The following is a 23,960-nucleotide window of genomic DNA, read 5'->3' on the forward strand; positions in this document are numbered from 1 at the left end:
ACGGCGCTGCGGCCCCTGCTCAGTTTTACGGCTTGCAAATAACGTCACCGCCCGCCATTCGCGCTCAGTTGAATGACGATATAAATATAAAAACAACTCCGCAAACCACCGCCCATGAAAGTCAGCGTCATATTGAAATTGCGTTTCAATAAACACAATTGGCAACTCAGGGCGCGCCGCTGGTGGCATTAACACGCCATCCAAACGGAAGCCGGTTTGTTTAATTTCCGGGGCCTGCAATTGATAGCCCGGTAAGGTCGGATCCAATCCCGCTAATTCCAATACCAACCCCGGCCAATCCTGAAATAAACGATAAAACAGTGTGTCAGTTCGCAAGTGTGATGACCTATGTTATTTATCACGAGTTAGCCCGCCAGCGCCGCCACTAATCGGCAATAATACCCGCGCTGGGCTAATAATTGTTGATGCGTTCCCTGCTCCACAAGTTGCCCCGCATTCAATACCAAAATGCGATCTGCTTGCGTGACAGTGGCTAATCGGTGCGCAATCATTATCACCGTCCGCCCCTGTGCTAATTCATCAATACCGGCCTGCACCAGCGATTCATTTTCTGGATCAAGACTCGCCGTCGCCTCATCAAATAACACCAATTGCGCATCTCGAATAAACGCCCGCGCCAGGGCAATGCGCTGAATCTGCCCACCCGATAAACCCACGCCACTTTCACCAATAATAGTGTCATAACCATTGGGCAGTTTTTCAATAAACTCCGCCGCTCGCGCCCGCTGCGCGGCGTATTCCACCGCCGCCGTTGATAATTCCGGCCGACCGAGACGGATATTATCTAAAATGCTGCCTTGAAATAATCGCGGGCGCTGCGGCAGCCACGCTAATTGCCGCCGCCATTCATTCATATCTAATTGATCGAGCGGCTGCCCGGCAATTAAAATTGTCCCCTGATCCGGCCGAATAAACCCGAGTAATAAATTGGCAATGGTGGTTTTCCCCGCACCACTCGCCCCGACAATTGCGACCCGCTCGCCTGGCGCTAATGAAAAGTCCACATCAATGAGCGCTGCTCGCCCGGGTTCATAGGCAAATTGAACATGATTGAATTGAACGGTCAGCGGTTGATTGGTTAATAACCGCTGCGGCTGCGCGGGTAATGACGGCAGTGGCGTTGCCAAAATAGCAATTAACCGCTCGGCGGCGGCAATGGCTTCTAATCGGCTATGATAATGCGTTCCCATGGCGCGCAGCGGTAAATAAAACTCCGGCGCTAATAATAAAATAAAGAAGCCCTGCGCAAAGGTAATGTCGGGTGGTGTGAGCCACGCCGGCACTGGCAAGGTTAAATGATACAGCCGAAATCCAATGAATACCGCGATCATGGCAATGCCAACGGTAGCAAAGAATTCTAATACCGCTGACGATAAAAACGCGACGCGCAAAACCGCTAATGTTTGACGGCGATAAACATCCGATAAGTCGGCAATGACTTGGGTTTCACGACGGCTGGCATTAAATAACTTTAGCGTTGCCAACCCTTGAATAACATCGAGAAAATGCGCACCCATGCGAGCGAGAGTGCGCCATTGTTGTTGATTAATCACTTCAACGCGCTTGCCAATTAAAATCATAAAAATGGGAATGAACGGCGCGGTGATGAGCATAATCACTACCGTCACCCAATCGAGCGGCAGGACGGTGAATAAAATAGCCAACGGAATTATTGCAGTCAATGTCATTGCCGGCAAATAACGGGCGTAATAGGCTTCGAGCGCTTCAATGCCTTTTATTAAATCTTCCGCTAATGCGCCGCTGCGTTGACTGGTGAGCCAATAGGGGCCGGCGGCTTGAATATGGCGATAGACACGATCCCGCAAGGTTAATTTGACTTGCGCCGCCGCCTGGAATGCAGTTTGCTCTGCACCCCAATTGAGTAGCGCCCGCAGCATGAAAATCAACAGCAATGACATGAGCCAAGTGTTGAATTGAATAGACGCGCCGGGGTTAAATACTAGCGCGTCAAGACAGTGCGCAATAAGCCACGCTTGAATAATTAACAACACCGCATTAACGCCACCAATCGCAATGGTGAAGCGTAAATACGGTTGTGCAATGGATTTTTGGGCGGCGAGGAATGCGGCGGGCGCCGCAGGTGCTGGTGCGGTCATGGCGTGACTGATTGCAATTCACGCGCAATCTGATACACCCTTTCAATAAAATGCGCCATGCCGGCGCGGCGATTGGGGCTTAAATGCGTATCTAAACCGGTCTGGCCAAGTAATGCCATTGCGTCAATGGCTAATACATCCGCCGGCGTTTGATCTTGAAATGGCGTTAATAACAATGCGACTAAACCGCGTACTAAAGGTGTTTCGGCATCAGCACGGTAGTCAATACGCGGCGGTTGCGTGGCAATTAAACTGCCGGTCAACCAGGTGCGCGTATTGCAGCCGGGAACTAAATTATAATCCACCTGTTCGTGCGGTAATAACGGGTGTAATTTACCTTCCAGTTCGCTAATGAATTCGTAACGCGCTTCCCAATCATCTAAGACGGCGAAGGTATCAAGAATGTCTTGAAAAGTCATGGTGTGTTTTCCTGTTGAGTGTTGGTGGAGTGAATGAACGGGACGAGAAACTATTGGCAGGTTAAATAAAAAATAGGCAGGCGGTTAATTGCACGGCGGCGGTTAATCGGGGGCGCGTTGCCAATGACCAGACCGCCCGCCCGCTTTTTCTAATAGCCGCACCGCGTCAATAATCATGCCGCGATCAATGGCTTTGCACATATCATAAATAGTTAACAAACCTATTTGCACGGCGCAGAGCGCTTCTATTTCCACGCCGGTTTGACCAGTGGTTTCAACCTGCGCTTGACAATGCACTTGCGCGGCATTGGTATCAATTAAAAACTCAATTGTCACCCGCGTCAGCGCCAGCGGATGACAGAGCGGCACTAATTCGGCGGTGCGCTTGGCGGCCATGATCGCGGCAATACGCGCCACGCCGAGAACATCACCTTTAGTGTGCGTGCCGGCGGCGATCATGTGTAACGTCGCCGGCTGCATCCGAATGCACCCGGCGGCACGGGCGACGCGCCGCGTGGGCAGTTTATCGCCAACGTCCACCATCTGCGCCTCGCCGGCCGCGTTGAAATGAGTGAATTGCGTCACGGATGGGTCTCCTCAAGTCGGCGGCGGTGTGGTTAAAAAATCATGGTTTAACAAATGGTTAGGCGTTCATTGCGGCGCAGTTGCCGTCCCAATACGGGTTTTTCCTAAATCGGGTATTCCCTAATACGGGTTTTCCTGTATTATCAGTCCACGGTTGAAATGATTAGCCGATTTTTACCCCCTGTCGCCCTAACCATAACCACTTGGTGAAGGCTCAACTGGAGACCAGACTGATGATAAAACCTAGCTTCACTGCTGTATCTTTCGCGTTGCTTTCGATGATGTCACCGTTAACCGCCCCAGCAGTTGCTGCCGGCTCTGACATGATCCAAAACGGCGTCGCGTCTTACTACCACGATAGTTTAGATGGTAATAAAACGGCCAGCGGGCAACGGTATGACCGCAATGTGTTGAGTGCGGCGCATAAAACGCTGCCATTGGGAACGCGGGTGCGGGTGACGGATGTCAAAACGGGCAAGAGTGTGATTGTGCGCGTGAATGATCGCGGCCCCTTTGTCCGTGGCCGCATCATTGATTTGTCGTGGCGGGCGGCGCGGCAGTTGCGCATCACCAAAAAAGGTATTGCGAAGGTCAAGGTCGAGGTGCTGAGTATCCCAAATCGGCGGCGGGCGCGAGGTGCTTAACTGGGTTTAAAGCGCGCCGTTGCTGGGGCGGCGCTGGATGTCAAGTGGCATCTGGCGCTGGTTGCAACACCGATACTTTTTTCTTGAGTATTACTAAGCAACGCTCAGTAACGCACAACTGCCAGCCCGAAGGCTGGGGTGTATCTACCAAGGCTGCAAAAGCAGATACTTTTACAGCGCGAACTCTTTGATACGTTTCAAGTTTTACGCCAGCAACTCGTGCCGGCAACCGCATACTTGAACTTGTTAAAGAGCGTGATTTAGAGCACGGGCTTGGTTATCGCTATAAAGTACATGCTGCTTGCTTTAGCATGACGACGGATTTTTGCACTGTCAAAGTCGTTCTCTGTAGAAATATGCTAACGGACTCAGCATTCCTCAATTATGTTAAGCAAAACACAGTTTATTGGATGCTATGTGGTAACCGTCGCCAAACCCTGTTTAGCTAACTCATCAGCGCGCTTATTTTCCACATGACCACTGTGTCCGGGCACCCACTGCCAGCGCACCCGTCGCCGCGCTAGTAACGCCTGCAACTCCTCCCACAAATCCTGATTTTTCACCGCCGTTCCCTTCGAGGTTTTCCAACCGTTACGTCGCCAGCGCAACAGCCATTGCTCAACCCCGTCTTGAACGTAACGCGAGTCCAGCGTCACCAGGACGCGACTGCCGGGGGCGGTGGCTTCCAACCCGCGAATCACCGCCATTAATTCCATGCGGTTATTCGTGGTGGCTGGGGCGCCGCCGCACAACTCCTGCACCTGCGCCCCGTGCCGAATCAATACCCCCCAACCACCGGGGCCGGGATTGATTTGACAGGCGCCGTCGGTGAATAGCTCTATATCAACTTGATCAAATAAATCATTCATTTGGGAGCAACAATATCAACGTAGGGATGCGTGGTGGGATGCGCCACCGTTGCACCAGTGACCAACACCCGCCGCCGGCGTTGGCGCCAGCGCAGTGGCATCAGCGCAGAAACACGTTTAACCGCACAGATGGCATACACCGCGCCGAACGGTCGCCAGTAGCGCCGTCCCCAGGTATCCAACCACGCCAGTTGCGATCCCCGGGCACTGCGCAACGGTGGACGATAAACCAATTTGTCGCAGCGTTCGACTTGCAACCCGACGATGTCGAGCCACTCACACAAACGCCCGGCGGTTTGCCACTGTCCAGACCAGGGCATTTGACACCGCCGCCAGTTGCCCAGTCGCCAAATACCCCAGCTACTCAGCGGATTAAAGCCCAATAACACCAGGCGGCCGTCGGGAATTAACACCCGCTCGGCTTCGCACAATACCTGTTGTGGATCGGCAACAAAATCGAGAATGTGTGGCAAGACTACGACATCTAGGCTGTCGGAGGGAAATGGCAGTTGCTCAAATGATGCGGTTAGCGGGAGCAGTGGCGGGAGTGCGCAACAACAGGATGCAGTGCGCGGGGTGGCGCGAGTGATGGGGAGTGCCAGATCACGCCAGTCTGGGGCAACGGCAATGCAGCGGCGCACCCGGCTGACTTGTAACGTGGTTTCAAATGGGGCAATGTTGCCGTAGTGCAGTAGATAGTAACCGAACGTATTTTCCAGCGCGCCAGCCAAATAGTGCGCTTCAACCTGGCCGACCCAGCGGCCGAGCGGGGTGCGATACCACTGCGCCAATGCCAGATGCACGTCACAAATCGGTTCAGGCGGTGGTGAGGTCATAACACGGATGTTGGTAGAACAGACAAGGGTTTTCCCGTATAGTCGGGTTTCGTCAGCCGTGCGGGTCAACCAAAATATCGCCGCCCCGCCTGAATTAACAACAACTTAGTCGTGCTGAGTGCCATTGTTTGATTACCCCAGCGGCTGGGTCAGCCCGCGTGTGACACGGTGCTGAATGCCACCAAGCACATAATCTAGGCGACGATAATGCTTGTCGAGTGTAATCAATCCGATAAAGTGACGCAATGTTACCCAGCAATACTCTGATTTTTCGAGGGTTTTATTGATGAGTCAACAACCAATTTCCAAGTCATTCTGGCTAGTCGCGCTGACGTCCGGTGCAGTGGTGATTAGCGGCTGCGCCTCAAAACAACAAAGTCGTTATACCTTTGATTTGGACAATGATCTGCCCTATTCAGTCGCCTCGGCGCGGGAATATGGCTACATTCGTCCGGTGCACTCTTCCAATGCAAGCGCCGCCCATCAAGTGGCGCACTCGACCAAGCGGCGGCAGCCGACAAATCGTGATTTGTGGGAGCGGATTCGTGAAGGGAGCAACTTGTCTATCGCGCAGGATGTGCGGGTGACGCAGGCGTTGAAACAATTTAAACAACATCCGGATTATTTACGCGGCTTAGCGCAGCGGGCGCGGCCGTATTTGCACGTCATTGTCAACGAGCTGGAACGCGCCGGCTTGCCGACTGAGCTGGCGCTGTTGCCAGAAATTGAGAGCCGCTACGATCCACAGGCGGTGTCACCGATGCGGGCGGCGGGGATGTGGCAGTTCATGCCGGGTACCGGTCAAGCAATGGGCTTGGCGCAAAATCAGTGGTATGACGGCCGCTATGATATTTTGGCCTCAACTCGCGGTGCCTTGGCGTATTTGAAACAGTTAAACCAGGAGTTTGACGGCGATTGGGCGTTGACGTTGGCGTCATACAACGCCGGGCCGGGCCGTGTGCGCGCCGCGCAACGGGCAAATCTGGCGCGGGGTAAGCCGACGGATTATTGGTCACTGGATTTGCCGATCGAAACCAAGCGTTATGTGCCGCGTTTATTGGCCTTGACGCAACTGGTGCAGGCGCCTAAACAACATGGTGTTTCTTTGCCACCCATTGCGAATCGGCCGGCGCTAGAAGTGGTTGATGCAGCGCAGCAAGTGGATTTAAAACAACTGGCGACGGTCAGCGGTATCGCACCTGACACATTGCGCACCCTGAACCCGGGCTTGAAGCGCGGCAAAACGCAAGTGGGCGGGACGCGGTTGTTGGTGCCGGTCGGCTATGGTCCGCGGGTGCGCACTTATCTCAAACAGCAAAAAAAGGCGTCTAAAAAACCAATTCTCGCCGCTCAGGTTCACTCGCAATCGGTTAATTCTTAACGGTTTTTTTTTAGAACATGATTCGTATCTAAAAAAAAGGCGATTGCACTAGACGCCTCACCCGAAGGCGTATAGCCTTGAACTCACGACATCCCCTGTGGTGTACGATCGCAGCTTGGGTATTTTCTTGAGCCTATTGTGTACCCCGGGAGCATAAGATCGCGGCTGTTGTGCAAGTCCATCTTCGAGTGGAACGCCTGAAGCCGATATTGTTGTTCCCACTTGAACTCTCCTGGTTCAAGAACGATGGCAGGCACCGGCACAAGTGGGGGATGTCTCCTTTATTTTATTACAGATGACGTGCTGACAAGTCAGTCCGCGATTTCGCCAAATGTTGCTCCAATCGCCACCGCCTGATTTGAAAACGCTCCGCCGTCAGTTACGCACCGCTCGCCGGGCGCTCAGTCCGGCCACGCAGCGGCAACATGCCCGCGCCGTCGCCTCTCATCTCCAACGCCATTATCCACTCCGCACCGCCCGCCGCATCGCCTATTACCTAGCGCGTGACGGTGAACTTGACCCGCAGCCACTGCGCGAACGGTTGGGCGAGCGGCGGCACCTGTGGTATTTACCCATCATTCGTCCCTTTCAACCGCCGCGTCTGTGGTTTATTCGCTACCGACTGGGCGAGCCATTGCAACGCGGACGCTTTGGTTTGTTGCAACCGCGCCACTGTCGCCATCCCGTCACGCCCCGATTTTTAGATGTCATCTTGATGCCGCTGGTGGGATTTGACGCCACTGGTCAGCGACTTGGAATGGGCGGCGGGTATTATGATCGCAGTTTGGCGCCGCTGCGCACTCGGCAATATTGGCGCCGACCGCACTTGTTGGGATTAGCCCACGAAGTGCAGCGGGTGGCGCGACTGACACCGCAGCGGTGGGATGTGCCGCTGGCGATGGTGGTGACGGAGCGCGGGTTGCAGCTTCCTGCCGATTGATGATGAATTGATTGGTGGGTTTTTGTTGGTTTATACGCATCACCAACAAATGATAAACATTGGAGTTTTTATTGATGACCACGACCTATGAAGACATTCTCAATTTGTTTCGGGAAAATGATTTACAAATTAAACAACTCTTGCGCGCTCAACAAGAGACTGAGCGCCAATTTCAAGAGACTGAGCGCCATTTCCGGGAAAATGATGTGCAAATTAAACAGCTCCTGCTTGCTCAACAAGAAACGAAGCATGAGCAAAAAGAAACTGCCCGTCAATTAAAAGAATTGGGTAAACAGATTGGCGGGTTGGGTGAAAAATTTGGCAGCTTCACTGAAGGATTGGCGCTGCCATCAATGGAAAGAATTTTGCGGCAACAGTTTCAAATGGAAATTATTAGCCCGAGTGTGCGGGCAAGTAAGACCGGGCAACATCTTGAAATAGATGTTTTGGCGTATGCGAATGGTGACGTGAATACCGCGTATATTGTCGAAGTCAAAAGTCATGTGCGCGAAGAAGCCATTACGCAATTGAAAAACATATTAGACAGATTCCGGGCGTTCTTTCCAGAACACCGCGATAAACGTGTATTTGGTATTCTGGCGGCGGTGGATTTATCAGCCAGTTTGCGCGAGCGGATTTTGAATGAAGGTTTATACGTTGCGCGGATTCACGATGGGATATTTGAATTGGATACGCCCGCCGATTTTCAACCCAAAGCGTGGTAGTCATTAGCTGTTTAATTGCACCGGGCGGGCGTAACCCAATTAAAATTAAACCGTTGTTAATTATTAACCAACCACGCCGCCATTTAACAAATCAATTCAACCATCACGTCCCGATAATACGATCATAATACCGCGCACGGTATAGCAAACGCGGCACATCATTATCAGTAAAGCCGGTGCGCGTGTGCAGCACATTATTACTCAATAACCCCCAGCCCGCTTCCAGCCGCCCCTGCAAATGCCAGGCGCTTTTTTCCTGCAACAGTTGTTTCAAATACGCCACAGCCGCGCTGGTGGCCGGATCATCACGCCAGCGAATATTGCGCGCCCGATTGGTAAAGCGCATGTGCAGCCGCCCATCGGCACGAATGCTAAACACCGGCCCCGTCGCCTCCGGGCGCAGCAGTTCGCCCGCCGGGCTGACATTGGCGGGAATGGTCATGCAATTCGGTTGCATCAGCGCGGCAATGTGTGCCGGGTCACGGTCGCGCAATTGCAGGTAAATGATTTCGTGATCGAGCAGATCATTTAAGCCGCCCGCCGCCGCTGGGTGGACGCAATGCAGCAGTAACCCGTTGATTTGACAATCATTTGTGTTGTAATAGCCGTCGGTGTGCCAATCAATCGGGCGATTGGAATAGGGAATATAGTCGCGGTGATACTCGCCGGTTTGCACGGTCAAGGCGGTGATCGCATCTTCATCCGCGCCGGGGTTATGATCTAACCGATGTAACCCAAAGCGGGCGCCGAGCGCCGTTGGAATGGATTTGCTGGGATCGTCGCCAGTGTTGCCAACATAAATCGCCATGTTCGCCCGTTGACAACGCGCCAGCAGCGCCTGATATTCACTGTCGGTCAGGTCACGCGGATCGCCGATTTCGACCACGAGGTCATCTAATTTGGTCGGCGCGGTGGCCAATTTTTGTTCACGCCACGCCTGATACGCGGCGGCGTGATCGAGTGCAAAGGGCGTGTTGTCGGGCGTGATGGCGATGGGCGGTGCGGTCATGTCAAATCATCTCAAGGTGCGCAAGTGATTGAATTGGCAGGGTAAATCAACGATCACGTCCTGCCGGGTGTGTGCAGCATCTTACCATAGCAATCAATTGGCTTACTGCCTGCGCCATTCAACCCATTTCACCTCATTGGAAACATGATACCAATGCTACCAACTGCTCCCGATTTAGCACCCGCCCAAGTATTTTTAGTCGGCGGCGCCGTGCGCGATGCGTTACTCGGCTTATCCGTGCGCGAACGCGACTACGTCGTGGTTGGTGCGACACCTGAGCAACTGCTCGCGCACGGTTTTCAGCAAGTTGGGCGGGATTTTCCCGTCTTTTTGCACCCCAAAACCCACGCCGAATACGCCCTCGCCCGCACCGAACGCAAAACTGCGCCCGGTTATCGCGGTTTTACCGTCCACGCCGCGCCGACCGTGACGTTAGCAGACGATTTGGCACGGCGGGATTTGACCATCAACGCGCTGGCACAGGCGGCGGACGGGCAAATCATTGATCCGCACGGCGGACGGGCAGATTTGGAACGCCGCATTTTGCGCCACATTTCCCCCGCGTTCGCCGAGGATCCCGTGCGAATTTTGCGCGTTGCCCGCTTTGCCGCCCGCTTTGCGCCGCTGGGATTTACCGTTGCACCGGAAACGGTGGCGTTAATGCGGCAGATGGTCGCGGCGGGTGAAGTCAACCACCTGGTGCCGGAGCGCGTGTGGCAGGAATTGAGTCGGGCGTTGACTGAAGCGCAGCCGTCGGTATTTTTTCACCAGTTGCGTGACTGCGGCGCACTGGCGCAGTTATTGCCCGAACTTGACCGTTTGTGGGGAGTGCCGCAACCGGCCAAGTGGCACCCGGAAATTGACACCGGCGTCCATGTGATGATGGTGGTGGACATGGCCGCTCGCCTGACTGCCGACGTGGAAATCCGCTTTGCCGCGCTGTGTCACGATTTTGGTAAAGGCACGACGCCCGTTGAGATTTTGCCCAGTCATCGCGGTCACGAGGAGCGCAGCGTCACGCTGGTCAACGCGGTCTGTTCACGCCTGCGCGTCCCGCAGCGCTGGCGGCAACTTGCGCAGATCACCGCTCGCCAACATGGACTGATTCACCGCGTGGCCGAGTTGACCCCGGCGACGCAGTTGACGGTGCTGGAACAGACGGATGCAGTGCGCCGCCCGTCCAGATTTGAACAATTGCTGACCGCGTGTGAAGCGGATTTTCGCGGGCGGTTGGGGTATGAAGAGCGCGAATATTCACAAGCGACGCAGTGGCGGCGGTTACTCGCGGCGGTGCAGACGGTGGATGCTGGCGCGATTGCGGCGCAGTACGAGGAGTCACCAACGGCGCTGGTGGCGGCATTGCGGCAAGCGCGGTTGGCGGCGATCAAAGCGGCGGGGTGACAGATCAGCGGCGGGCGTTCCCACGCGGGAGCATGGCAACGATCAGCAATGCAGTTGTGATTATTTCGCCACAATCATCACCTTGCCCAACCCCAACTTGGCCAAACTGCGTTGCAATTGCGTGGCCACATCCTGCGCTTGATTCGGATCCGCCAGCGGCCCGACCTGCACCCGATACACCGCCGCATTCGCCTGTTGCCCAGCGCGGATGTGTACCGGCTGCGCCACCGCCGAGGTCAAGCGTTGTTTCAACTGCTCCGCATTGCCGCGTTGACTGAACGCCGCCACCTGCAAATACACCCCGCCGCTGGTAACGGCTGGAGTGACGGCGCGGCGCGCTGATTTCGGCTTTTCCACCCGCGCCACCGTTGGTGCGGCCGAGCGCTTGGCAACTGACGTTGATTTGCCAACCTGCCGCGCCCGTCGCGCTGGTTTATCCACCTGAGCCACTGTCACCTGCGCCGCCCGGGACGATTGCGAACTGGTGGACGTGCTGCGCGCCATGGTTAGCGCAAACGACTCGTCACCAAACCGCTCACGCTCTGATGACACCGGGGGCGTGACGGCGGCGATGGCCAAGGCGTCCGTATCAAGCACATCACGCTGGCGCGGGATTGGTGAATCAATCAGTTGCCCACCGTGATCGCGGGGATCAATCGAGCGCACCTCGACTTTCGCCGTGCCGCGCTGCACCACGCCGAGTTTGCGCGCTGCCGAATACGACAGATCAATCAAGCGGTTATCGTGAAATGGCCCACGGTCGTTGATGCGCAACACGGTCGAGCGCCCGTTCTCCAGATTAGTCACGCGGGCATAGGTCGGCAGCGGCAGGGTTTTATGCGCGGCACTCATGTCGTACATATCATAACGTTCGCCGTTAGACGTTTGACGCCCGTGAAAATCGCTGCCGTACCACGACGCCACGCCGCGCTCGACGTAATCACGACTGGTCGGACGGGTGTAGTATTTTTGCCCAAAGACCACATAAGACGACATATTGCCCATTTTTGACTTGGGTTCAACGCTCGGCACCGCATCCGCCAGCTCATCCGCCGCGCCATTCGACGAGGCGGGTAGGTGACTACTACAGCCAGTGAACAAACTGATTGATGCCGCGAAAGTCAGCAGCAGACACAATTGACGTCGTTGCACAATGCCTCCCCGCGTACGTTCGCTACCCTGTATCTTGAGAGATCACTTTCAGTATAGGCGCAAACTGCTTAAATTGGCAGAGATTTTTTTGCCGTGTGTACCGACATCATAATGCCAAACCCCACCATAATCGTCACCAGCGAAGTGCCGCCGTAGCTAATCAGTGGCAATGGAACACCGACGACGGGTAATAAACCGACCACCATGCCGGTATTGACAAAAATATAGACAAAAAACAGCATGGTCAATGCGCCCACTAATAGGCGTGAATAAATATCCTGAGAGCGGGCGGCAATGTATAACCCGCGTAACACAATCATCAAATAGAGCGTTAATAATAAAACAATGCCAATTAACCCGAACTCTTCACCGAACACCGCGAAAATAAAATCGGTCGAACGTTCAGGTAAAAACTCTAAATGCGATTGGGTGCCTTGAAACCAGCCTTTGCCATATACCCCACCTGAGCCAATGGCAATTTGTGATTGAATGATGTGATAACCCGAGCCGAGCGGATCCGATTGCGGGTCTAAAAACATCAATACCCGCTGGCGCTGGTAATCATGTAAAAATAACCATAATAATGGCATCGCACTGCCAATCAGTGTTAGAAATAACGCGATGAGTTTCCAACTAATACCAGCTAAAAATAACGTGACACCAGCGGCGCTCAATACTAATAAAGATGTGCCAAGATCAGGTTGCCGTGCAATTAACAATACCGGCACGGCAGTTAATACAATGGCACCAAAAACTCGCGGCAAACTCGGTGGTAATGTGCCGCTCGCAAAAAACCGTGCCAACATCATTGGCACGGCCAATTTGAGTAATTCAGATGGTTGAAATCGAATGATCCCTAAATCTAACCAGCGTTGCGCGCCCTTGCCAATATCGCCAATAATTTCAACGGCCACTAACATAATGACGCCAATCACAAATAACGGTAATGACCATTGGCGCAACTTCTCGGGACTGATTTGCGCAATAATTAACATCAAACCAAAAGCTAAACCTAAACGCAGCAATTGCTTTTCAATCATGTCAGCCGAGCGGTCAGTGGCACTAAATAATACCGCTAATCCAACGGTACATAATAAAAGTAGTGCAAATAATAGTGGTAAATCAATATGCAGGCGCCCTAATAACCCCGGTGTGGTATTGACCCGAAGGTCAACTAACATCTTTGGTGATCTGGATTGATTAATCACCGTTGCTGTCTTCATCAGTGGCTGGGGTTTCGTTAGATGAACTCCGCCGTTTTAATAGATAACTATCAATGACCTGACGCGCTACCGGGGCGGCCGCCGATCCACCATGCCGTCCATTTTCGACAATGACCGCAACGGCAATTTGCGGATGCTCCACTGGCGCAAACGCAATAAATAACGCATGATCGCGCATTCGTTCAGCCACCTGTGCCTCGTTGTAACGTTCATTCTGACCAATGGTAAACACTTGTGCCGTCCCAGTTTTTCCTGCAATGCGATAATACGGACTACGAATACGTTTTGCCGTGCCACGCGGTCCTTCAACCACCTGCGCCATTGCTTCAATTACCGCTTTCCAATGATAATGATTCGTCACCGGAATTTGATGATCGTTAATTGCAGTGGGTTCTAAATTGCCCGTCGTGGGATTGCGGGTTGTGGCAACCATGCGCGGCCGCAAATAATGACCGTGATTGGCCATTGCCGCTGTCGCCGCCGCTAATTGCAATGGCGTCACTAAAAATGCGCCCTGACCAATGCCTAAAATGAGTGTTTCACCCGGAAACCAGGGTTCACGGCGCACCCGCTGTTTCCAAGCAGGCGATGGTAATAAACCACCCAGTTCATCGGCAAAATCAATGCCTGTTTTATTGCCAAAACCGAAATGCGCTAAAAACTCATCTAATCGTTCAACGCCCATGTCATGCGCTAACCGATAAAAATAGACATCACAGGATTCAACAATACTGCCTTCCATTGTTAGGGTGCCGTGTCCACCGCGTCGCCAACAGCGGTATTTATGTCCGTGACCGGGTAATTGGTAATAACCACCGCAATAACGCCGTTCAGTAAAGCTAATGTTTTTATTAACTAGACCACCCAATCCAATAAAAGGTTTAATCGTCGAAGCGGGTGGATATTGCCCGCGCACTGCACGATTATACAGCGGTCGGTCAATATTATCGCGTAAGGCGACATAATCAGTGACACCAATTCCGCCCACGAATGGATTGGGATCAAAACTTGGCATACTAACCATTGCTAAAACGCCGCCGGTATTCGGATCAATCGCCACCACCGCACCGCGCTGCCCCGCCATTGCGGCGGCAGTATCAATTTGTAAATCAATATCAAGAAATAAATGTAAATCGTGTCCTGACACCGGCGGTTTTTCATTCAAGGTGCGCAATACACGACCGCGTGCATTGACTTCAACCTGTTGATGACCCACTTCGCCATGCAATAAATTTTCATAGGCTTTTTCAACCCCAGTTTTACCAATATGACTGGTGCCAGCATAATCCGATTTATCAATCTTTTTTGCCTCATTTTCATTAATACGGCCGACATAACCTAAAACATGTGCGGTATGTTCGCGGAATGGATAGTGCCGTAATAACTCAGCGCGAATTTCCACGCCCGGGAATAAATGCCCATGCACGGCAAAACTGGCGCATTCCAATTCATTCAAATCCAATCGAATAGGTACGCCATCAAAGCGGCGGTGTTGGCTTAATAGGCGGGTAAAGCGCGCTCGATCATTGTCGCTAATGGTGACTAGCTGACTCAATTCGGCAATGGTTGCTTTAATATCTGTGACCTTGCCTGGAATAATCACCAGCGAAAACGAGGGGGTGTTATCCGCTAATAACACGCCGTTACGGTCATAAATTAACCCGCGTGTCGGTGGCAGGGGTTCGACTTTAACGCGATTATCTTCGGAGAGGGTGCTGAAATATTCACGTTTAAAGATTTGCAAATGAATTAACCGCGCAATCACGACTCCGAATGAAGATAAGGCTAATAATGCGGCGACTACTGCGCGGCGGGTAAATGAATGATTGGCGCGCCGTGGATCCTTAAACGTCGAGTCCATCATGCCGACATTAACCTGTTTATTTTGTATTGCAATTTCAATGGTTGTTATTTGCTCAGGCGGTTGGGTTTAATTCAGCAGCGGTCGGGCATGAGCGGTTTTAAGTAATATCTAAAGTGCGGGTGAGATCGCGCAATAAAATCATTAACCAGGGCCATAGGATCATACCGACAAAGGTTGCAAACCAATAGGAGAGGGCGGGAGTTGGTTGTCCGGCGGCGCCCAGTACCCAAAGTGATAATAGCCGTTCTAATGTTAATAATAACCAAACGGATAAGGCTTGTTGCCAAGCACGAAATAATTGTAGGCGTTGCTGTAATTCAACGACGAGATAACCCATGATAGAAAAACTGAGGGCATGTTGACCCAACAAGGTGCCGGCAGTGACATCCAACATTAAACCCATGAAAAAAGACCAGAATACGCCAACGCGGGTTGGTAATGTCAGAATCCAAAAAATCAATAATAACGCAACCCACTGCGGGCGAAAATAGAGCAACCAATCGGACATAGGTAAGACGGTTAATAATAATGCAATGATGAGTGTTGCAATGATGATGCCAGTATCACGTCGTATTAACATGATTAGGGTGTCGTGGTGGTGGCGGCGGGAGGGTTAGTTGATGAAACCGCTGGTGTATTTGTGTCAGGTAATAAAGAAGGGGAGGTTGATGGCGCTGACCAAACTAATAACACTTCATGGCTGCGTTCTAAACGTGCTGTCGGTTCGGCAATGACCGTTGCAAAACGTTCGCCTGATTCAGCGCGTACTTCAGTGACCCGCGCAACTGGGTAGCCTGGTGGAAAAACGCCGCCTAATCCTGACGTGACTAATAAATCACCGGGGCGGATGTCGGCTTTTTTGGGTAAATGAAGTAAATTAAGTTGGTTAATAATGCCGGTACCCGTTGCAATCGCCCGCAGCCCATTTCGATTGACTTGAACGGGTAAAGAATGGGCGGCGTCGGTAATTAACAAGACGGTGGCGGTCAAGGGATTGGTGCGAATGACTTGCCCCATCACCGCTTGCGCATCTAACACCGGTTGACCAATGAAAACACCGGCGTTTTCACCCTTATCTACTAGAACTTGTTGGCGGTATGGGTCTAAATCAACTTCAAGCAATTCTGCAATTAAAACCCGCTCACCAACTTTGAATGCTGACCCTAATAAATTACGTAGCCGCTGATTTTCGGCTTCTAATGCAGCATATTTTTGCAATTGCGCTTGTAAAATCAAATTATCATTGTGTAATTGTGCATTGTTCAAACGCAGTTGTTTTTCATCCGCCAAGCGCCCTTCAAGTGTTTCGCCTAAACGGGCGGGTAATGCGGCAAGATAGTACAATGGAAACACGACAACGGATAAGGTCGAACGTAATAAATCTAATTGCGGATAATGCAGATCGGCAACGAGCAATGACAATGACAACGGCACGGTTAAAGCAAGCCGTGCCGTTGCTGAGGTGCCACGATTAAACAGCGGTTTCATTGCCGACACAAACGTAACCGTTGAGTGAGTAAGCCTGAGTTCATATTCGCTGTCATTGCCATAGTCTATTAATTAATCAGCATGAATATTTTATTCACTGGCAAAGAAGTCCAGACCACGTTCATCCATCATGTCTAATGCTTTGCCACCGCCGCGGGCGACGCAGGTGAGTGGGTCTTCAGCAATGACAACCGGCAAACCAGTTTCTTCGGCTAATAACCGATCTATATCGCGTAATAAGGCGCCGCCGCCTGTAATGACAATTCCGCGTTCGGCGACATCAGAGCCGAGTTCAGGTGGGGTTTGTTCTAATGCAATTTTCACGGCACTGACAATGCCCGATAATGGTTCTTGCAGGGCTTCGAGAATCTCGTTGCTATTTAATGTAAAGCTACGCGGCATTCCTTCGGCAAGGTTGCGACCCTTGACTTCTATTTCTAATACTTCACTGCCGGGGAAGGCTGAACCAATAGAATGTTTTACGCGCTCGGCGGTTGCTTCACCAATAAAGGTGCCATAATTGCGGCGCACATAGTTAATAATTGAATCATCAAAGGTATCGCCGCCGATGCGGGCGGATTGTGAATAGACGATGCCATTTAATGAAATGACGCCAACTTCGGAGGTGCCGCCGCCGATGTCTAATACCATTGAGCCACGCGCCTCGGCGACGGGTAAGCCGGCACCAATAGCCGCTGCCATTGGTTCTTCAATTAAATATACTTCACGCGCCCCAGCACCGGCGGCGGATTCTTTAATAGCGCGGCGCTCAACTTGGGTTGAACCGCAGGGAACGCATACTAATACGCGGGGACTGGGGCGAATCATGCGGCTTTCGTGTACTTTATGAATGAAGTATTGCAACATCTTTTCGGTGACGGTGAAATCGGCAATTACGCCATCTTTCAACGGGCGAATGGCGGTGATGTTTTGTGGGGTGCGTCCCAGCATCGCTTTGGCATCCTCGCCGACGGAAACGACGGTTTTGCGCCCGCCATCGTGATCTTGGCGAATGGCCACGACCGACGGTTCGTTGAGGACAATGCCGCGTCCTCTTACATAAATCAATGTGTTAGCAGTGCCCAGATCAATCGCCAGGTCGTTGGAAAAGAGGCCGCGAATGCGTCTAAAAAACATCAGTGTAGTACCTTAAAAACGTCCAACAGTGAGTAGTTGCGGGTTTCGACGCGCTTTCCTTGCCAGCGGCACCGGCAGACTTCAACCAGTTACGACGGAGACGGTGCCAAGTCTGGCAATGGGGAAAGGTGGCGGCAACGCGGAATGGCGGCGAAAGTGACTATCAAAACCCGAAAAATTTTGTACTGACTAATCTAGCAATCTGCGCGTTAATCAGCAAGTGACAAATAGATGTGGATAGAACGGTATGGTATGAATTATTTTGATAGTGATAATCCATTCATTTGGTAGGCTTGCATTTAATATCAATGATAGTCAGGGCAGAATCTGATGCGCTCGCCTCAGTGAGGTAGCGTATTAAAAATAGTGTACTCTATTTATCAACATTGCAATTAAAAACCCAGATTTATGTATTGTTATACAGCGCTGTTTAACTCCGATAGGCAAATAGATTGTGTCAATCGTCGAACACAATTTTTTAACACGATCACCTTTATTGAGATGTTGCAATGAATAAAATAAAAGATCAGGGTTTTTATAATCAAATCCTCAATATTTTGACGGTTGCTTTTACCTACTTTTTATTTGGAAAACTCGCATTTTTTATGTCAGTTTCCAATGAGATTGTGACTAACGTACCATTTTTTTCAGAAGGCATCAGTCTCGCGTCAACCATTTTGTTTGGCAACCTAATGGCGATTGGTGTATTTGCTGGTCAATTCAGTCTTGCACTGAGTTCAAGTTTGCCTTTAGAAACCGCTATTGCCATTGGATTAACCAATGCAACATTAGCCATATTCGGCCGTTTCTTATTTCGTAAATTGCGCATTTCACCACGTTTTCGCACTCCAAAAGATGTTTTGTTACTAGCAGGTTTAATTGCGTTGGTGTTACAACCAACATCTGCTATTTTAAGTAATTTGGCGCTATTATCTAGCGGCACTATTCAATCAATTGTTTTTTTACAATCCATTTTTGCATGGTGGGCGGGCAATGTGATTGGACAACTCAGCATTGTACCTATCCTACTATTGTGGTTCAAGAAAAAACAGTATTTCAAAACCAACATGACTAAGGAGTTATTAACGGCGCTGCTGGTATTTATAGCGGTTTTTTTACTATTTAAATTCACGCAAGTGCTGGATAGCCGCTATACTTTTATCGTTTTAATGTTTCTTTTTCCCATCACGTTTTTATTTGCAGCACAGGTGCGCACTGAAACATTTGCCTTATCCGCTTTGAGCATGACTATTGCCGCGTTTGTTGCGGTTGCTTTTAGTCAGGTGAATTTTTTGTATAGCAATCGTATTGAAACCTTCATGCAGCTTGACCTTATTATCATTGGGTTGCATATTTCCGGGCTAATCTTAGTCGTGTTAATTAATCACTTAAAATCTATTCAAACGCAATTGATTAGTAGCAAAACCAAATTAATTGCTAATCAAGCACAACTGGATGCGATTGTCAGTACGTCGCTGGCTGGATTTACGATTATTGATCGTGATGGCGTACAATTATTCACGAATCGCAATGCTGAACTGATTCATGGATATTCAAAACACGCCGTGATTGGGAGTGAGTTCCGACAGTTGCTACATCCGGATGATGTGCAACAGACTGATGCTATGCTTGCCGATGTACTGAACGAAACTGTGCAATTTGTGAATACGGAATTGCGCTTGATTCATAAAAAATCACAACAGGTTGTTTGGATCCATGCGACGATCACAAAATATCCTAAACTCGCCGCGCATGATAAAGAGAGCGTGTTGATTGCATTTCAAGATATTAGTCAACAAAAACAAAATACGCTGCAACTTGCCGAATTGAATACGACCAAAGATAAGTTCATTTCAATTCTCGCCCATGATTTAAGAACGCCATTTAATGCGTTGTTATTTTTCTCTGATTTATTAAAAAATCAACGTGAATCATGCGATCAAGAAACATTTGATTCCAGCATTAACATCATGTATGAAACGTCTAAAAATACCTATGCGTTATTAGAGAATTTATTGCAATGGGCGCGCACTCAACAAAAGCGGGTACCGTTTCATCCCGAGGCCGTCAAGTTGGGGTTTTTGGTGCGCGAGTGTATTGCATTGGTCAATAGCACGGCGCAATTAAAACAACTGACCATAATTGATCGCACCCAAGCGGATAAGACGGTGTGGGTTGACGTGGAAATGATTAAAACGGTGCTGCGTAATTTATTGACAAATGCAATTAAATTTTCACGGCCAAATGGCATGATCACATTAAATACAACAATATGCGGCGATCAGGTGGAAGTGACGGTGGCAGATAATGGCGTTGGGATGAGTGCCGCAACGCAGCAGGGGCTGTTTTATTTAGACAGTCACGTTTCTACACGCGGGACGGCGGGTGAATCTGGTACCGGTTTAGGGTTATTAATTTGCAAAGAATTTGTCACGCTCAATGGCGGCAATATTTGGGTGACGAGTGAATTAAATCGCGGGAGTGAATTTAAATTCACTCTGTCATGTCAAGCGCCGGCGTCTCTTTAATTGGTGCCGTGGATCATCAATCGCCAATATCAAATACCGAGGACGGCCGTCCGAGTAAATGTCCCTGCACATAGGCAACACCCGCCGTCCAAATAAACCCGAGTGATGTTTCATCTTCAACGCCAACCGCAATGGTGCGGGCGCCGGCATGTTTGGCGCTTTGCACTAAATGACGCAAGCGTCCCGGTTTGAATGAATCGGCAATTAAATCTTGTGTGAGACTCGGAGCGAATTTGACTAGATCAATGGTGTGATTGGTTAATAACAATTCGGAATCGGGATTTAAACCAAACTGCGCCAGCACCAGCCGACTTTTGATTTGTTTTAATCCTAATGCTAATTGTTCGGTTAATTCGGGCATGGCGCGAGCGGCGCTTTCGTTAATTTGAAAACTCAACCAACTGCCGCGCACCCCATGTTCACGCAATTGATCACAAAGCCAAATGAGAAATTGGTCATCGGCAAGTGCTGCTGCCGATAAACTGAGAAAAAAATGCGCCCGCTGCCCTAATTGCCGCCGCACATTTAATACCGCTAATGCTTTGCGAATTGCCCAATAATCCACTTCGGGTAACTGTCCGGCTTGCGCTGCTGATTCTAATACATCATCTGCCACGCGAAAGGCGTGGTTATCATCTAATAAACGCAATAACACGCTATACAATTCTTGGCTGTCGCCATGCAAACTGACAATTGGTTGAAACACCAATTTAAACCCGTCGCTGGCGAGGGCGCGCTCGATTTGCGCAATCAAGGCGCTGTCCACCGTTTCGGGCGGCGGTGGGACAATTAATTGCGCCGCCAGCGCGGAGACCGCCGGCGATGTCTCTATGTGTGGCGCTGGGGCAACTGTGGCGGGAATGACGCTCTCGAGCGGCCGCACCTGCAAACACGTCACCTCCTCCTGCACATCCGGCGTGGCTTGCACCTGCGCGGCAAAACTGCGCCCGTCGGTGGCGGTGAAGGTGGCCGTTTGGGTCTGGCTGACGGCGGCCGAAGCCGAATCCAGCTCGGGGGCGCGCCCGCGGGCTTCGTTATTGTCAATCAGCGACCGCATCGCATCGCGGTACTCGGGGGCGACCAAATCCAACAGCGCGGTGCTTTCCAACGCCGTCCCCTCGGGAATGCCAAACAGTGAACGGTACGCGGCATTGGCGTCCAGATGCTGACCGTTGGTGTCGCGCACCCGTGCCGTCGGCGTGGTGGATTGCCCAATTAATTCGTGAATTTCATGTTCACTCAATTTCAACCGAGCGCGTAATTGTTCAATTTGTCCGGCCATGGCGCGCAATTTCCACTCGCGGCGCACTGCACGGATCAGCGCCGCCTCGTCGCCGGCGTGGACGAGGGTACTACTGCCGGCACTCAGCAGCGTCAACACGGCGCTGGGGTCTTGCGTGCCATCGCACACCACCACCATTGGCAAATCCCGCCCCAAGTTGACGTAATGCTCGGTGATGGCGGTGGCGGGTAACTCGGTGGCAAGCGCGGCAATCACCAAATCGCAGTGGTGGGCGCGCACCAATTTGTGTGGCTGTTGCGTAAATGAACCGCGCACCGGCAATTGCGCTTGACGCAACGTGGCGAATAATTCTTCAGCGCGGGCGGCTTGCGCGGCCAAAATCAAAACGGTGAGGGTGGTGGTGTTGGACATGGTCGGGTCTGCGTTGTCAATACGGAATCTATGATCCAAACGATTATCCCAGTTTATTTGAAAATACGACTGTATCAATCGCGCAACAGTGACGATAGCAGTCGTGAAGCGGCGGCGATTGACAGGGAGTGATATTGCATACGCACTCAAGCACTGGCATTATTAACCATGCGCCGTGCTAAACAATACGGCATGATTATTTTGATGATTTACCCGCGCCGATTCACGCACACAGTTGGTATCAATTCGCTTAAACGGATGGCTGACGGTTAATTAGCTGCGTTAGCTGCACGACTGTCATCAAAATTGTACTTTCCACCACTTAATACACAAGAGAATTAAAGACATGTCACTTGACCAGTCAGCACGTTATTCCGATTTAAGCCTGAAAGAAGCCGATTTAATTGCCGGCGGGCAGCACATTCTCTGCGCATACAAAATGAAACCCAAGGCCGGCACCGGTTATTTGGAAGCCGCCGCCCATTTCGCTGCTGAATCATCCACCGGCACGAATGTTGAAGTCTGCACGACGGATGATTTCACCAAAGGCGTGGATGCGCTGGTGTATTACATTGATGAAGCGACCGAGGATATGCGTATTGCTTATCCGCTGGATTTATTTGATCGTAACGTGACTGACGGGCGCATGATGTTGGTGTCATTTTTGACCCTCACTATTGGTAATAATCAAGGCATGGGCGATATTGAATATGCCAAGATGGTTGATTTTTGGGTGCCGCCGCGTGCGATTCAATTATTCGACGGGCCATCGAAAGGTATTCACGATTTGTGGCGTATTTTAGGGCGGTCGGTAACGGATGGCGGTTATATTGCCGGCACTATTATTAAACCCAAATTAGGTTTGCGGCCGCAACCATTCGCGCAAGCGGCGTATCAATTCTGGCTCGGCGGCGATTTTATTAAAAATGATGAGCCGCAAGGTAATCAAACCTTTGCCCCAATTAAACAGGTCATGCCGCTGGTGTATGACGCCATGAAGCGGGCGCAGGATGAAACCGGTGAAGCCAAATTGTTCTCAATGAACATCACCGCTGACGATCATTTTGAAATGTGTGCGCGGGCGGATTTTGCATTAGAAGTATTCGGTTCTGATGCCGATAAACTGGCATTTTTAGTGGATGGTTATGTTGGCGGGCCGGGCATGGTCACGACCGCTCGGCGCCAATACCCCGATCAATATTTGCATTATCACCGTGCTGGTCACGGCGCCATTACTTCACCCAGTGCCAAGCGCGGTTATACCGCATTTGTATTAGCTAAAATGAGCCGCTTGCAAGGTGCTTCGGGTATTCACGTTGGCACGATGGGCTATGGCAAAATGGAAGGCGAAGGCGATGATAAAATCATTGCGTATATGATTGAACGCGATGAATGTCAGGGGCCAGTTTATTTCCAAAAATGGTATGGCATGAAGCCGACTACGCCGATTATTTCAGGCGGAATGAATGCACTACGCTTACCTGGTTTCTTCCAAAATCTCGGTCACGGCAATGTGATTAATACCGCCGGCGGTGGTGCTTATGGTCATATTGATTCACCCGCCGCCGGTGCGCGTTCATTGCGGCAGGCATATGAATGCTGGAAAGCGGGCGCTGATCCAATTGCGTGGGCAAAAGAGCATAAAGAATTTGCGCGGGCATTCACTTCATTCCCACATGATGCTGATAAGTTATTCCCGGGCTGGCGTGACCAATTGGGCAAGATTGCCTCGGAAGCCTAGTCAGTTCAATACCGTTTAATTGACGGTTCAATTAAGGCGCTGTGCAATTTGCCAGCGCCTTTTTTATTGATTTGATGATTAGTTGATCGTTGCTACGCTGAAATGTAGGAACGATCATAATAGCGCTATTGGATGCTTCATGTCCCAACAATTGATTCATCTCTATTTGCATGAACTCGACATCATTCGCACGGTCAGCGGCAGCCGCTGCGAGACAGTGGTGCGT

Annotated in this window: 22 protein-coding genes and 1 other RNA gene; 8 read left to right on the forward strand and 15 right to left on the reverse strand. The window is 51.0% G+C overall.

The features are described 5' to 3' along the window. From HUK38_RS12845 to moaC, 4 genes are all read right to left on the reverse strand, one after another. A partial coding sequence (locus tag HUK38_RS12845) for a DUF2887 domain-containing protein (protein ID WP_182584734.1) occupies positions 1-336 on the reverse strand: 336 nt, incomplete at its 3' end. A 29-nt stretch (positions 337-365) separates the two neighbouring features. After that, positions 366-2,138 (reverse strand): thiol reductant ABC exporter subunit CydD, encoded by a 1,773-nt coding sequence (gene cydD / locus HUK38_RS12850; protein ID WP_182584735.1) that lies wholly within the window; start codon positions 2,136-2,138, stop codon positions 366-368. Then, on the reverse strand, positions 2,135-2,557 hold the full coding sequence (locus HUK38_RS12855) for a SufE family protein (protein WP_182584736.1): 423 nt from the start codon (positions 2,555-2,557) through the stop codon (positions 2,135-2,137). The genes cydD and HUK38_RS12855 overlap by 4 nt, the downstream gene beginning before the upstream one ends. A gap of 102 nt (positions 2,558-2,659) precedes the next feature. Continuing rightward, on the reverse strand, positions 2,660-3,142 hold the full coding sequence (gene moaC, locus HUK38_RS12860) for a cyclic pyranopterin monophosphate synthase MoaC (protein ID WP_182584737.1): 483 nt from the start codon (positions 3,140-3,142) through the stop codon (positions 2,660-2,662). 233 nt (positions 3,143-3,375) lie between these two features. Between moaC and HUK38_RS12865 the strand changes: the two genes are divergently transcribed. After that, complete coding sequence (locus HUK38_RS12865; RefSeq protein ID WP_182584738.1) at positions 3,376-3,786, forward strand: septal ring lytic transglycosylase RlpA family protein; 411 nt, start codon at positions 3,376-3,378, stop codon at positions 3,784-3,786. A 413-nt stretch (positions 3,787-4,199) separates the two neighbouring features. Here the strand turns inward: HUK38_RS12865 and rnhA are convergent, their stop codons facing one another. Both rnhA and HUK38_RS12875 read right to left on the reverse strand, forming a co-directional pair. Continuing rightward, positions 4,200-4,655 (reverse strand): ribonuclease HI, encoded by a 456-nt coding sequence (rnhA, locus tag HUK38_RS12870; protein WP_182584739.1) that lies wholly within the window; start codon positions 4,653-4,655, stop codon positions 4,200-4,202. Then, on the reverse strand, positions 4,652-5,491 hold the full coding sequence (locus HUK38_RS12875) for a class I SAM-dependent methyltransferase (protein ID WP_182584740.1): 840 nt from the start codon (positions 5,489-5,491) through the stop codon (positions 4,652-4,654). Before HUK38_RS12875 ends, rnhA begins: the two co-directional genes overlap by 4 nt. 286 nt (positions 5,492-5,777) lie before the next feature. Between HUK38_RS12875 and HUK38_RS12880 the strand changes: the two genes are divergently transcribed. From HUK38_RS12880 to HUK38_RS12895, 4 genes are all read left to right on the forward strand, one after another. Further along, the gene (locus tag HUK38_RS12880) at positions 5,778-6,872 is read left to right on the forward strand and encodes a transglycosylase SLT domain-containing protein (protein WP_182584741.1); all 1,095 of its coding nucleotides are present in this window, start codon (positions 5,778-5,780) and stop codon (positions 6,870-6,872) included. 89 nt (positions 6,873-6,961) lie between these two features. Further along, positions 6,962-7,148, forward strand: a non-coding RNA gene (gene ssrS, locus HUK38_RS12885) — 6S RNA. A gap of 55 nt (positions 7,149-7,203) precedes the next feature. Continuing rightward, positions 7,204-7,812 carry a 5-formyltetrahydrofolate cyclo-ligase gene (locus tag HUK38_RS12890; protein WP_182584742.1) on the forward strand — a complete coding sequence of 203 codons (609 nt, stop codon included), beginning with the start codon at positions 7,204-7,206 and terminating at the stop codon, positions 7,810-7,812. A gap of 74 nt (positions 7,813-7,886) precedes the next feature. Beyond that, positions 7,887-8,537, forward strand: a complete 651-nt coding sequence (locus HUK38_RS12895; RefSeq protein WP_202985565.1) for a PDDEXK family nuclease — start codon at positions 7,887-7,889, stop codon at positions 8,535-8,537. Positions 8,538-8,640: 103 nt separating this feature from the next. Here the strand turns inward: HUK38_RS12895 and HUK38_RS12900 are convergent, their stop codons facing one another. Further along, entirely contained in the window at positions 8,641-9,546 is a 906-nt protein-coding gene (locus tag HUK38_RS12900) for a TauD/TfdA family dioxygenase (protein ID WP_182584743.1), read from the reverse strand. 153 nt (positions 9,547-9,699) lie between these two features. Here HUK38_RS12900 and HUK38_RS12905 point away from each other — a divergent pair, with 153 nt between their 5' ends. Beyond that, positions 9,700-10,947, forward strand: a complete 1,248-nt coding sequence (locus HUK38_RS12905) for a multifunctional CCA addition/repair protein (RefSeq protein ID WP_182584744.1) — start codon at positions 9,700-9,702, stop codon at positions 10,945-10,947. 60 nt (positions 10,948-11,007) lie between these two features. Here the strand turns inward: HUK38_RS12905 and HUK38_RS15535 are convergent, their stop codons facing one another. The 6 genes from HUK38_RS15535 to HUK38_RS12935 all read right to left on the reverse strand — a co-directional run bounded on the left by HUK38_RS15535 (position 11,008) and on the right by HUK38_RS12935 (position 17,811). Then, positions 11,008-12,099 (reverse strand): septal ring lytic transglycosylase RlpA family protein, encoded by a 1,092-nt coding sequence (locus tag HUK38_RS15535; RefSeq protein WP_182584745.1) that lies wholly within the window; start codon positions 12,097-12,099, stop codon positions 11,008-11,010. 68 nt (positions 12,100-12,167) lie between these two features. Next, on the reverse strand, positions 12,168-13,280 hold the full coding sequence (gene rodA / locus HUK38_RS12915; protein WP_182584746.1) for a rod shape-determining protein RodA: 1,113 nt from the start codon (positions 13,278-13,280) through the stop codon (positions 12,168-12,170). A gap of 19 nt (positions 13,281-13,299) precedes the next feature. Further along, positions 13,300-15,186: a penicillin-binding protein 2 gene (gene mrdA, locus HUK38_RS12920; protein WP_182584747.1), complete on the reverse strand. Its 1,887-nt coding sequence runs from the start codon at positions 15,184-15,186 to the stop codon at positions 13,300-13,302. Positions 15,187-15,283: 97 nt separating this feature from the next. Next, complete coding sequence (gene mreD, locus HUK38_RS12925) at positions 15,284-15,766, reverse strand: rod shape-determining protein MreD (RefSeq protein ID WP_182584748.1); 483 nt, start codon at positions 15,764-15,766, stop codon at positions 15,284-15,286. Positions 15,767-15,768: 2 nt separating this feature from the next. Continuing rightward, a complete protein-coding gene (gene mreC, locus HUK38_RS12930) occupies positions 15,769-16,674 on the reverse strand; it encodes a rod shape-determining protein MreC (protein WP_182584749.1) in 906 nt (301 codons plus the stop codon). Between the two features lie 90 nt (positions 16,675-16,764). Next, positions 16,765-17,811: a rod shape-determining protein gene (locus HUK38_RS12935; RefSeq protein WP_182584750.1), complete on the reverse strand. Its 1,047-nt coding sequence runs from the start codon at positions 17,809-17,811 to the stop codon at positions 16,765-16,767. Positions 17,812-18,320: 509 nt separating this feature from the next. Between HUK38_RS12935 and HUK38_RS12940 the strand changes: the two genes are divergently transcribed. Continuing rightward, positions 18,321-20,339 carry a sensor histidine kinase gene (locus tag HUK38_RS12940; RefSeq protein ID WP_182584751.1) on the forward strand — a complete coding sequence of 673 codons (2,019 nt, stop codon included), beginning with the start codon at positions 18,321-18,323 and terminating at the stop codon, positions 20,337-20,339. A gap of 16 nt (positions 20,340-20,355) precedes the next feature. On the opposite strand, the gene HUK38_RS12945 is transcribed toward HUK38_RS12940, so the two are convergent. Then, on the reverse strand, positions 20,356-21,993 hold the full coding sequence (locus HUK38_RS12945; RefSeq protein ID WP_182584752.1) for an EAL domain-containing protein: 1,638 nt from the start codon (positions 21,991-21,993) through the stop codon (positions 20,356-20,358). A gap of 346 nt (positions 21,994-22,339) precedes the next feature. Between HUK38_RS12945 and HUK38_RS12950 the strand changes: the two genes are divergently transcribed. Then, positions 22,340-23,734 carry a ribulose-bisphosphate carboxylase gene (locus tag HUK38_RS12950; protein WP_182584753.1) on the forward strand — a complete coding sequence of 465 codons (1,395 nt, stop codon included), beginning with the start codon at positions 22,340-22,342 and terminating at the stop codon, positions 23,732-23,734. A 31-nt stretch (positions 23,735-23,765) separates the two neighbouring features. Here the strand turns inward: HUK38_RS12950 and HUK38_RS15245 are convergent. Further along, a partial coding sequence (locus tag HUK38_RS15245; protein ID WP_238787651.1) for a hypothetical protein occupies positions 23,766-23,960 on the reverse strand: 195 nt, incomplete at its 5' end.

Source organism: Thiospirillum jenense (assembly GCF_014145225.1).
Classification (GTDB): Bacteria; Pseudomonadota; Gammaproteobacteria; order Chromatiales; family Chromatiaceae; genus Thiospirillum; species Thiospirillum jenense.